Here is an 11,842-nt window from a genome sequence, read left to right as displayed (position 1 = left end):
AAGGAATCACGAAATGTCACAGGAAATTTCCATCATCGGTCTCGGCCTCATGGGCGCGGCGCTCGCCGGCAGCCTGCTGGACGCCGGACACCGCGTCACCGTGTGGAACCGTTCGGCGGACAAGGCCGAGCCCCTGGTCGCCAGGGGCGCCACCCGCGCCGCGACGGTCGGGGAGGCGGTCGCGGCGAGCCCGCTGGTGATCGTCTGCGTGCTCGACTACCCGGCCGTGTACGAGCTGCTGGCCGACGTCCCGCTGACAGGGCGCGTCGTGGCGAACCTGACCACCGGGCGGCCCGCCGAGGCCCGCCAGGCGGCCGAATGGGTGGCCGCCCGCGGCGGCGACTACGTGGACGGCGGCATCATGGCCGTGCCCCAGATGATCGGCCGGCCCGGCGCGCTCGTGCTCTACAGCGGCTCGCAGGCGGCGTTCGACCGCTTCGAGGACGCGTTCCGCGCGATGGCCGAGCCACGTTTCGTCGGCTCCGACCCCGGGATGGCCCCGCTCCTCGACCTGGCCATGCTCACCGGCATGTACGGCCAGATCGCCGGCTTCCTGGAGGCGGTCGCGCTCGTCGACTCGGCCGGCTACTCGTTGACCGACTTCACGAGCACCCTCCTGGTCCCGTGGCTCAACGCGATGGCCGCCCTGCAACCTGAGTGGGTCAAGTCCGTCGAGTCGCGCGACTACACGACCTCGGTGTCGAACCTGGAGATCAACAGGTCCGGGCTGGAGAACCTGGTGCGCGCCTTCAGGGAGCAGCAGCTCAAGCCCGACCTCCTGCTGCCGCTGAAGGCGATCATCGACCAGCGCACCGCCCGCGGCCACGGCGCCGAGGGCCTGCCCGGCCTGGTCGAAGAGCTGCGCTGACCCCGGACCGCCCGTTCGCGCCGGTCAGGCGGGACGGGGGTGGAAGGCGGCGAGGGGGATGGAGACCCACGACGGGCGGTTGCGGGCCTCGTAGACCACCTCGTACACCGCCTTGGACAGCTCGAACGCCCGCAGCAGCGCCGCGTCCCCGACCGTGATCATGCCGCCGCCCTCGCGGTAGCCGTCCAGGAAGGCGGCGCGGTTGCGGTCGGCCCAGGCCTCGGCCCGCGGCTGGAGTTCGGCGGCCTGCGGGTGGTCGGCCAGCAGGTGCCTGGCCGCGTAGTCGAACGAGCGCAGCATCCCGGCCACGTCCCGCAGCGGCGACGACAGCGCCCGGCGCTCGGCCAGCGGCTGCCCCGGCTCGCCCTCGAAGTCGAGCACCACCCAGTCGGTGGGCGTGCGCATGACCTGGCCCAGGTGGTAATCCCCGTGAACACGCTGCACGGGCACTTCCCTGGTGAGCAGTTCCACCTGGTGGTAGGCGTCCTCCAGGGCCGCCACGTGCCTGCGCAGCTCGGGCACCTCGGCCATGGCCCGCCCGAGCTGCCGCCGGAAGCCCTCGGCCATGCGCTTGACCTCGGGAATCTCGACCACGTCCGTGGGGAACGCCGCGGCCAGCTCGTGGTGGACGCGGGCGGTGGCGACGCCCAGCCGTACGGACTCGGCGGCGAAGTCGCCGCCCGCCTCGGCGGCGGTGACCCCGGGCAGCGAGGCGTACAGGTCGCGGACGCTGGTCAGCGCGAGGTCCCAGCCGTCGTTGGCGTTGGACAGGTACTCCTGCATGAAGGCGAGCGTGGTGTCCGTGCCGTCCACGTCGGCCTCGATCCACCCGTACGGCTGGGCGATGTTCGGCGCGCTCCGGGCGGCCAGGGCGCTGATGATCTCCAGCTCCGGATTGACGCCCGGGATGAGCCGGCGGAACAGCTTGCAGATGTAGGAGTCGCCGTACACGAGCGAGGTGTTCGACTGCTCGGCCCCCAGCACCAGGCTGCGCTGGGAGGTGTCGATGACGACGCCGGGCGCGTGCCGCATGCGCAGGCCGCTGCGGGTCTCGTCGCCCGCCATGCCCTCCAGCAGCCAGCTCATGGCGTCGGCGTCATGGACGGCGTCGTAGAACCAGGTGTCGCCGAGGCTGCCGACGAGGGCGTGGCTGAGCCGGTCGGGCAGGTCGTGCCGCTCGCCCAGGAAGATCTGGTACCGGTCTCGCGCGCCCTCCTGCCAGACGGCCACGATCAGGTGCCGGAGCCCTGGCCTCAGCACGACGTCCGACTCGATCGACAGATCGTCGATCGGGCGCCCCTTGCCGCCGAACCATCGTTGGCGGCCGATCCATGCGGCAAGGAGCTCCTCTATCACGCCCTACTCCTCCTGGGTGTGTGCCGGTGGGAGTGTGAACCAATAGAACCCATGCCCGGGAAGCGTCAAAAGATACGGTAGTTCGCCAATTGCCGGGAATGGGACCCCTCCCATGGTTTCCACGGGGGAGACGCCGACGAATCTGCGCAGGTCAAGCTCGACCGGCTGCGGGAAGCGCGACAGGTTGTTGACGCACAACATCCGGTCGTCGCCCAGCTCCCGGACGAACGCGAGCACGCTGGGGTTGGAGGAGTTGAGCTCGGCGAACTCGCCGAGCCCGAAGACGGGGTGACGTTTGCGGATCTCGATCATCCGCTTGGTCCAGTGGAGCAGCGAGCCCGCGTTCTTCTGGTGGGCCTCGACGTTGATCGCCTGGTAGCCGTAGATCGGGTCCATGATCACGGGCAGGTAGAGCCGCCCGGGGTCGCAGTCGGAGAACCCGGCGTTGCGGTCGGGGTCCCACTGCATCGGGGTGCGGACGCCGTCGCGGTCGCCGAGCCAGATGTTGTCGCCCATGCCGATCTCGTCGCCGTAGTAGAGCACGGGGGAGCCCGGCAGCGACAGGAGCAGCGCGGTGAACAGCTCGATCTGGTTGCGGTCGTTCTCCAGCAGGGGAGCCAGCCGCCGGCGGATGCCGACATTCGCCCGCATACGCGGATCTTTGGCGTACTCCGTGTACATGTAGTCGCGTTCTTCGTCGGTCACCATTTCGAGCGTCAGCTCATCATGGTTCCGCAGGAAAATCCCCCATTGGCAATGTTCTGGAATTTTCGGCGTTTGTGCCAAAATTTCGGAAATCGGGTAGCGGGACTCCCGGCGGACCGCCATGAAAATGCGGGGCATGAGCGGGAAATGGAAGGCCATGTGGCATTCGTCCCCGCCGCCTACCGGATCGCCGAAATATTCCACGACGTCCGAAGGCCACTGATTCGCCTCGGCGAGCAGCACCCGGTCCGGGAAGAGCCGGTCGACCTCGCGCCTGATGCTCTTGAGGTATTCGTGCGTCCTGGGCAGGTTCTCGCAGTTGGTGCCCTCCTCCTCGAAGAGATAGGGCACCGCGTCCAGGCGGAAGCCGTCGATGCCGAGGTCCAGCCAGAACCGCAGCACCTCCAGCATGGCCTCCTGCACGTCCGGGTTCTCGTAGTTGAGGTCGGGCTGGTGGTGGAAGAAGCGGTGCCAGTAGTACTGGCCGCGCACCGGGTCGTAGGTCCAGTTGGACGTCTCGGTGTCGATGAAGATGATCCGCGCGTCCTGGTACTTCTCATCGGTGTCCGACCAGACGTAGAAGTCGCCGAACGGGCCTTCCGGATCGTGCCTGGAGGCCTGGAACCAGGGATGGGCGTCACTGGTGTGGTTCATGACGAGGTCGGCGATCACCCGCATGCCGCGTTTGTGCGCCTCGTCGACCAGCTTCACGAAGTCTCCCAGATCCCCGAACTCGGGCAGGATCTTCATGAAGTCGGCGATGTCGTAGCCGCCGTCACGCAGCGGCGACTCGTACAGGGGCAGCAGCCAGAGGCAGTCGACGCCCAGCCACTGCAGGTAGTCGAGCTTGCTGATCAGACCTCTGATGTCCCCGGTCCCGTCGCCGTTGGAGTCGGCGAATCCCCTGATCAGAACCTCGTAGAAGACGGCGCGCTTGTACCAGTAAGGATCGCGCGGCTTTTCCTCGTCAAAGGTGTTGGGAATGGGTGTGGAGCTCATGGGCTCCCCCAGAGGGGGCTCATGAGGAGGGCGCTTTCACACACGTTGAAGACTCCCCGCTGAATTCTGTTCTACCGTGGCGCGGCTCGTACGGTGAGAATGTGGGCAGGCTGGATGTGAGGGTCGAGACGCACATAGTTGCTCTGCCTCCAGCGGTAGGACTCGCCCGACAGCTCGTCGTCCACGACGAACTCGGCGTTCCAGTCGAGACCGATGGCGGGCAGGTCGAGATCTACCGTCGCCTCGTGGGTGTGGTGAGGATCCAGATTGACAACCGCCAGAACGACGTCGCCCAGCCCGTGCCTTCGTGTGGCCGTGTCATAGGCGCCCGGAAGCCGTTTGGAGAAGCAGACGATGTCCGGATGGTCGACCCTGTGGAACCGTAGGTTACGCAATTCCTGCAGCGCCGGATGCGCTCTTCGGAACAAATTCAGATGGGTGATGAGCGGGGCGAGGGTCCTTCCGTCGCGTTCGGCTGCCGCCCAGTCGCGTGGCTTGTACTGATATTTCTCACTATCTAGGTATTCCTCACTACCTGGGCGCACCGGAACGTTCTCGGCGAGCTCGTACCCGGAGTAGACCCCCCAGGTCGGCGACGTGAGAGCGGCCAGCACGGCCCTGATCCGGAACGCCGGGACGCCGCCGTGCTGCAGGTACTCGTGGAGGATGTCCGGGGTGTTGACGAACAGGTTCGGCCGCAGGAACGCGGACGTCTCGTGCGCCAGCTCGGAGAGATAGGTCTCCACGTCGAACTTGGAGTTCTTCCACGTGTAATACGTGTACGACTGGTGGAACCCCGTCTTGGCGAGCGTCTGGAGCATCGCGGGCCGGGTGAACGCCTCGGCCAGGAACACCACGTCCGGGTCGGTCGCGTGGATGTCGGCCAGCAGGCGCTCCCAGAACGCCACCGGCTTGGTGTGCGGGTTGTCCACCCGGAAGATCCGCACGCCGTGGTCCATCCAGTGCCGCAGCACCCGCCGGACCTCGGCGAAGATGCCCTCGGGGTCCCGGTCGAAGTTGATCGGGTAGATGTCCTGGTACTTCTTCGGCGGGTTCTCGGCGTAGGCGATCGTCCCGTCCGCCCGGATGGTGAACCACTCCGGGTGCTCCTTGACCCACGGGTGGTCGGGCGAGCACTGCAGGGCGAAGTCGAGCGCGACCTCCATGCCCAGGGCGCGGGTGCGGCTGACGAACTCGTCGAAGTCCTCAAGGGTGCCCAGGTCGGGATGGACGGCGTCGTGGCCGCCGTCCTCCGAGCCGATGGCCCACGGCGAGCCGGGCTCGTCGGGCTCGGGGCTCAGCGTGTTGTTGCGTCCCTTGCGGAAGGTCTGGCCGATGGGATGGATCGGCGGCAGGTAGACGACGTCGAAGCCCATCTTGGCGATGGCCGGCAGCCGCTTGGCCGCGGTCTCGAAGGTGCCCGACCTGGAGACGCCGGACTCGGTGACGACCGCGCCCTCGGACCTGGGGAAGAACTCGTACCAGGAGCCGTAGAGCGCCCTGCGCCGGTCGACCCTGACCTTGTGCGGCTTGGCCCTGGTCACCAGCTCGCGGAACGGATGCGCCGCCAGCAGCGCGGCCGTCTCGGGGAGCTGGGCGATGGACAGCCGGGCGCGCGGGTCGAGCTCCTCGTCCCGCAGCGTGGCCGCCACCGACAGCAGCGCCGCCCGGTGGCCGCACGCGCTGTCGCCGTTGCCGTTGCCCTTGCTGTTGCCCATGCCGTTCCTGGAGTGCCCGTTGCCGGGGCCGCCCTGGCCGCCGGGCGCGGGGCACTCGGCCGTACGGACGGCCTTGGCGGCCCGCTCGAACAGCCGGGCCCCCTCCTCGCACATGAGGTCGGTGTCGAGCCCACGCGGGATCTTGATCTCGGCGTCGTGCAGCCACGTCGCGATCGGATCGCTCCACGCCTCCACGCGGAACATCCAGTCGCCCTCGGCCGGCAGGCACACGTCCACGCCCCAGCGGTCGGTGCCGGGGGCGAGCTCGCGCATGGGTTTCAGGCGGCCACGCTGTCCGTCGGGCGAGGTGAGCACCACGCCCGCGGCCACGGCGTCATGGCCCTCTCGGAAGACGGTCGCCGAGACCTGGAAGGTCTCGCCGGCGACAGCCTTGGCGGGCCACTGCCCGCAGTCGACGACGGGGGAGATGTCCGTGATGGGAATTCGTCCGATCATCGCATTCGCAGGGTTTGCGACGGCGCGCTCGGCGCCGCCGGAGGCTTTCCGTATGTGCAAGAGTTCGCAACCGCGTGGGACCGCTGGATACGGCCTACCCCGGCAGTAACGATCCTTGCACGTAAATACTGGACAGCAGCGGATAGACCTCCCGAGTGTGTTCCCGGGAGAGCCAACAAAGAGGAAAGTTGCCCCAATCGTCCGGCTTCATGCTTGTTCCGGGCTGGGGTTTGAAGGTGCTTCTTGGGGGTGAAGGACTGAGAGGTCCCTCCTAGCCCGTAGGGTGCAGAAACGTGAGAGCTATCCGCCGGTTTACCGTCCGCACCGTCCTGCCCGCGGAGCTGGCCGCCCTGGGCGAGCTCGTGCACAATCTCCGCTGGTCCTGGCACCCGGAGACGCTCGACCTCTTCGCCGAGGTCGACGCGGCGCTGTGGGAACAGGTCGGTCACGATCCCGTGGCCCTGCTCGGCGCCGTCACGCCGGCCCGGCTCAACGAGCTGGCCGCCGACCGCCGTTTCCTCCGCCGCCTGGCCGACGCAGCAGACGACCTGCGCGAATACATGACATCGCCGCGCTGGTACCAGACGCTGCCCGACGTCGCACGCGCCATCGCCTATTTCTCCCCCGAATACGGCATCGCCGCCGCGATGCCCCAGTACTCAGGTGGTCTCGGCATCCTCGCCGGCGACCACCTCAAGGCGGCCAGCGACCTGGGCGTGCCGATCCTCGCGGTCGGCCTGCTCTATCGCCACGGCTACTTCACCCAGTCGCTGTCGCCCGAGGGCTGGCAGCTTGAGCACTACCCGGCGCTCGACGCCGGCGGCCTGCCGCTGACCCTGCTGAAGGACGGCGACGAGCCCGTCAAGATCCGTCTCGGCCTGCCCGAGGGCCGCGTCCTGCACGCCCAGGTCTGGGTGGCGCAGGTGGGCCGGGTGCCGCTGCTGCTGCTCGACTCCGACGTGGCCGACAACGACACCGCCGCCCGCGACGTCACCGACCGCCTCTACGGCGGCGGCACCGACCACCGGCTCATGCAGGAGCTGCTGCTGGGCGTGGGCGGCGTACGCGCCATCAGGGCCTACTGCCGCATCACCGGCCACGCCGAGCCCGAGGTCTTCCACACCAACGAGGGCCACGCCGGCTTCCTCGGCCTGGAGCGCATCCGCGAGCTGACCGAGTCGCGCATGTCGTTCGACGAGGCCCTGGAGGCCGTCCGCGCGGGGACGGTGTTCACCACGCACACGCCGGTGCCCGCCGGCATCGACCGCTTCCCCTGCGACCTGATCGAACGCCACTTCGGCGGCGACTCCGCCTGGCCGACCGTGCCCGTCGAGCGCATCCTGGCCCTGGGCGCCGAGGCCGAGCCCGGCCGCTTCAACATGGCCGTCATGGGCATGCGCCTGGCCCAGCGCGTCAACGGCGTCTCCGAGCTGCACGGCGCGGTCAGCCGGGAGATGTTCAAGGACCTGTGGCCCGGCTTCGACCTCGACGAGGTGCCGATCGGCTCGATCACCAACGGCGTGCACGCGCCCACGTGGGTCGGGCGCGAGTTCATGGAGCTGGCCGGCCGCGAGCTGCCCTCGCTGATCGAGCGCGCCCGCGGCTGGGAGGGCATCCAGAAGATCTCCGACCGGGAGATCTGGGAGATCCGCGGCAAGCTGCGCAGGCGGCTGGTCGAGGGCGCGCGCGAGCGGCTGCGCAGGTCGTGGCGCGAGCGCGGCGCCTCGGTCGCCGAGCTCGGCTGGATCGACGACGCGCTCGACCCCGACGTGCTGACGATCGGCTTCGCCCGGCGGGTGCCGTCGTACAAGCGGCTCACGCTCATGCTGCGCGACCCCAAGCGGCTGGCCCGGCTGCTGCTCGACCCGGACAAGCCGGTGCAGATCGTGATCGCCGGCAAGGCGCACCCGGCCGACGAGGGCGGCAAGAAGCTGATCCAGCAGATCGTCAAGTTCGCCGACCAGCACAACGTGCGCCACCGCATCGTCTTCCTGCCCGACTACGACATGACGCTCGGCCAGCTCATGGTCCAGGGCTGCGACGTGTGGCTGAACAACCCGTTGCGGCCGCTGGAGGCGTCCGGCACCTCGGGCATGAAGTCGGCGCTGAACGGCGGGCTCAACCTGTCGATCCGCGACGGCTGGTGGGACGAGTGGTACGACGGCACCAACGGCTGGGCCATCCCCACCGCCGACGGCGTCAGCGACCCCGACCGGCGCGACGAGCTGGAGGCCGGCGCCCTGTACGACCTGATCGAGCACGAGGTGTCCGACCGCTTCTACGACCGGCCGTTCGACGAGCTGCCGCGCAGGTGGATGGAGATGGTCAAGCACACCCTGGCCTCGCTCGGGCCCAAGGTGCTGGCCGGACGCATGCTCCGCGACTACGTCGTCGACCTCTACACCCCGGCCGCCAAGTCGGCCCGCGCGCTGTCGGCCGACTCCTACGCCGCGGCCAGGGCGTTCGCGGCCTGGCGGGTGCGCGTCACGCGGGCCTGGCCGGGGGTGCGGGTCGAGCACGTCGAGGCGTCCGGCGTGGGCGACGCCCCGGAGGTGGGCGCCTCGGTCGAGCTGCGGGCCACGATCGCGCTCGGCGACCTGGAGCCGGGAGACGTGCTGGTCGAGGCCGCGTACGGCAAGGTCGGGCCGCACGACGAGCTGGTCCGCCCGCGGTACGCGCGGCTGGCCGTCGAGTCACTGGAGGACGACGGTCACGCCCACTTCACGGGCCGGGTGCCGCTCGACCGTACGGGGGCCTTCGGATACACCGTCCGGGTTGTCCCGCATCACCCGTTCGCTGCCACTCCGGCGGAGTTGGGGCTGATCGCCGTCCCGGAGGAGCCGGTCGGAATGACGAACGGCACCTTGCGCTGATATATCCGGACGAGGTCGGCCCGGTGGTCGGGCGGTGCATAATCAGGACCGTGGACGACAGCGGGAACGGCCTGCGGGCTGACAATCTGGTGGCCACGGTCCGCGGTGTCCTGCCGTCCCTGACGCCTGCCGCGCAGACCGTCGCCCGGCTCATCCTGGAAGATCCGGCGACGGTCGCGCGCAGCACCATCACGGAGCTGTCGGCCGCCTCCGGCACCAGCGAGGCGACCATCGTGCGCACCGCGCGGCTGCTCGGCTTCGCCGGATATCCCCAGCTCAGGCTGGCTCTGGCGGCGGCGGCCGCGCAGCCCGACCGGCTCGTGCCCGGCGACCTGGCGCCCGACGACCCGCTGTCGGAGGTCATCCAGAAGGTGGCCAGGGCCGAGTCGGAGGCCATCAACGACACCGTCGCCCAGCTCACCAGCGAGCGCCTGGGCCTGGTCGTCGACGCGATCGTGGGGGCCAGGCGCATCGACGCCTACGGCGTGGGCGCCTCGGGATTAGTCGCCGAGGACGTCGCCCAGAAGCTGCTGCGCATCGGCCTGTCCAGCCACGCCTTCCAGGACGCCCACCTGGCCCTGACCAGCGCCGTCCTGCTGAAGGCGGGCGACGTGGCGATCGGCATCAGCACCTCGGGGGAGACCCCCGACGTGATCGAGCCGCTGCGCCGGGCGGGCGAGGCGGGGGCCACCACGGTGGCCGTCACCAACAACCCGCGCTCGACGATCGCGGAGCTGGCCGAGCACGTGCTGATCTCGGCCGGGCGCGAGACGGAGTTCCGTCCCGGCGCCCTGGCCAGCAGGATCAGCCAGCTCCTCGTCGTCGACTGCGTGTTCGTCGGCGTCGCCCAGCGCACGTTCGACTCCTCTCAGGAGGCGCTCGCGAGCACCAGGCGCGCCGTCAAGGAGTTCACCCGGAGAACGACACCTGCACGTCGTCAGCCTTGACGTACATCACGCGGTGGCCGAACTGGATCTCCAGGTACTTCGTCTTGCCCCTGACCACCGTGTGGTCCTCGAGGTTGAACGTGACCGCCCGGTAGTACTCGGTGGCGGCCGGCCCGGCCAGCGTGTACTTCTCGCCCGCCGAGAACGTGTACTGCAGCGGCGTCACCGCCTGGTACGGGATGCCGGCCGGGTACGCCTCCTGCTCCGGGTACGCCCGCCCGAACACCGGCACGGTCGCCCTGCCCGGCTTCGGCGTGACGACGAGCCCCATCGACGGGATCGCGGTCGGGGCGGCGGCCGGGTTGTGGAACCACGCCTTCTGGCCGAGGTACCAGATCGCCGTCCAGTCGCCCTGGCGGTCGGCGACGGCGAAGCGCTGGCCGGTGCTGGCCCTGGCGCTGTGGTCGTACACGCTGTAGAGCGAGCCGCCGGTCGGGTGCTTGCCGATGTCCTTGATCAGCGGGGCGTCGTCGCGCGGCTCGGTGCGCAGCCACACGGTGCCGGCGCTGAGCGGCGGGCAGGCCGCCTCGGGGTTCTTGCGGTCGCAGCCGTAGAAGTAGGGCTTGTTGGTGGCGAAGTCCGGCTTGATCATGACCGAGCCGGCCTGCGGGCCGCCGAACTGGTGCAGCGGCGCGCCCATGAGCTGGAAGTAGTGCGCCCAGTCCCAGAACGGCCCCGGGTCCTCGTGCATGCCGCGGACCGTGCTCGGGATCGTGCCGGGGACGTTGTCGTGGCCCAGGATGTGGGCGCGGTCGAGCGGCACGCCGTGCTTGAGCGCCAGGTAGCGGACGAGCCGGGCCGACGAGCGGTACATCGCCTCGGTGTACCAGGTGCTGCCCTCGGCCAGGAAGCCTTCGTGCTCGATGCCGATGGACTTGGCGTTGATGTACCAGTTGCCGGCCTGCCAGCCGACGTCCTTGGTCTTGATGTGCTGGGCGATGTGCCCGTCACTGGAGCGGACCGAGTAGTGCCAGCTCGCGCCGTAGTTCGGGTCCTGGTTGAGCTTGATCGACGGGAGGAAGTAGCCCTCCATGTCGTGGATGATGATGTAGTCGACCTTCTGGCTGACCGGCCGGTTCGCCAGGTCGTAGTGGCCGTAGTCGTCCGGCGGGAGCTCCTGGTAGGCCGAGGGGATCCACTCGCAGGAGATCGAGGCCGGGCACTCGACGCCGTCGCGCCGCGCGGGCCGCAGGCCGAGCTTCTCCAGCCACTTCTCGATCTTCTCCAGGTCCGGGACCTTGGGCAGGGTGATCTTCTGCCCGTCGTCCGTGGTGCGCTCGGCGCCCTCCTGGATGGTGGCGTAGACCTCGTCGGCGAAGAACTTGGCCGCGTCGGCCTCGTCGGCGCCGGAGTACTTGGCGACGGCTCCGTACCATTCGCCGGGGTCGGCGCTCAGGGGCGCGCCGAGGCTCTTCTGGTAGTCGGCGAGCAGCGCCGCGCCGCCGCGGATGTTGGCCGCGTCGTCGGTGCGCAGCCGCTCGTGGCTCTCGCCGGTGAGCTGCGCGGCGCGTTCCATCGTGCGCAGCGAGGCGGGGATCTCCGCCGGGGCGGGCGTCGCCGTGGGCGCGAGCGGCCTGCTCTCGTCGCCGCGGGCGTCCTCCTCGCCCTCTCCGTGGTGGTTCGAGCCGGTGTACGCGGCCGCGTCGGTCAGGTGCATCGGGCCGAACCCGGCGTCGCTCGACGGCTGGCCCGCGTGGGCGTCCCAGCGCGACTCCAGGTACGAGACGCCGAGCAGCACGCTCTGGGGGACCTTGAACTCGTCGGCCGCCGCGGCGAACGCCTGCTGCCGGTCGGCGGGCTCTTCGGCGTGGGCCGAGGGCACTTGGGTTAAGGGCAACAAGGCGACGACGGCGATCGCCAGCGCTCTGCGCATGAACCGCTCCTTGACTGGGGGGCGTGGTGCGCGTTCAGCGTCTCAAC

General features: G+C 69.5%; 7 protein-coding genes. 3 read left to right on the top strand and 4 right to left on the bottom strand.

All coding sequences use genetic code 11. The features are described 5' to 3' along the window. Nucleotides 1-13 precede the first annotated feature (13 nt). On the top strand, nt 14-868 hold the full coding sequence (locus ACIBST_RS45665) for an NAD(P)-dependent oxidoreductase (RefSeq protein ID WP_397179723.1): 855 nt from the start codon (nt 14-16) through the stop codon (nt 866-868). A gap of 24 nt (nt 869-892) precedes the next feature. Here the strand turns inward: ACIBST_RS45665 and ACIBST_RS45660 are convergent, their stop codons facing one another. The 3 genes from ACIBST_RS45660 to ACIBST_RS45650 form a co-directional block, all read right to left on the bottom strand. After that, nucleotides 893-2,224, bottom strand: coding sequence for an aminoglycoside phosphotransferase (locus tag ACIBST_RS45660; RefSeq protein WP_397179722.1), 1,332 nt, complete (start codon nt 2,222-2,224; stop codon nt 893-895). Between the two features lie 3 nt (nt 2,225-2,227). Further along, nucleotides 2,228-3,928 carry a maltose alpha-D-glucosyltransferase gene (treS, locus tag ACIBST_RS45655; RefSeq protein WP_352352254.1) on the bottom strand — a complete coding sequence of 567 codons (1,701 nt, stop codon included), beginning with the start codon at nt 3,926-3,928 and terminating at the stop codon, nt 2,228-2,230. A gap of 71 nt (nt 3,929-3,999) precedes the next feature. Beyond that, nucleotides 4,000-6,102, bottom strand: coding sequence for an alpha-1,4-glucan--maltose-1-phosphate maltosyltransferase (locus tag ACIBST_RS45650; RefSeq protein WP_397179721.1), 2,103 nt, complete (start codon nt 6,100-6,102; stop codon nt 4,000-4,002). 293 nt (nt 6,103-6,395) lie between these two features. Between ACIBST_RS45650 and glgP the strand changes: the two genes are divergently transcribed. Together glgP and ACIBST_RS45640 are read left to right on the top strand one after the other, a co-directional pair. Then, nucleotides 6,396-8,975, top strand: a complete 2,580-nt coding sequence (gene glgP / locus ACIBST_RS45645; protein WP_397179720.1) for an alpha-glucan family phosphorylase — start codon at nt 6,396-6,398, stop codon at nt 8,973-8,975. 50 nt (nt 8,976-9,025) lie between these two features. Then, nucleotides 9,026-9,922, top strand: coding sequence for a MurR/RpiR family transcriptional regulator (locus tag ACIBST_RS45640; protein WP_364330608.1), 897 nt, complete (start codon nt 9,026-9,028; stop codon nt 9,920-9,922). On the opposite strand, the gene ACIBST_RS45635 is transcribed toward ACIBST_RS45640, so the two are convergent. Next, on the bottom strand, nt 9,885-11,795 hold the full coding sequence (locus tag ACIBST_RS45635) for an N-acetylmuramoyl-L-alanine amidase (RefSeq protein ID WP_397179719.1): 1,911 nt from the start codon (nt 11,793-11,795) through the stop codon (nt 9,885-9,887). The two genes, ACIBST_RS45640 and ACIBST_RS45635, sit on opposite strands and share 38 nt — an antisense overlap. Nucleotides 11,796-11,842 lie beyond the last annotated feature (47 nt).

It is taken from the genome of Nonomuraea sp. NPDC049684 (assembly GCF_044465345.1).
Lineage (GTDB): Bacteria > Actinomycetota > Actinomycetes > Streptosporangiales > Streptosporangiaceae > Nonomuraea.
Note: the sequence above shows the minus strand (reverse complement) of the source record. Positions and strands in the feature narration are given on the sequence as shown.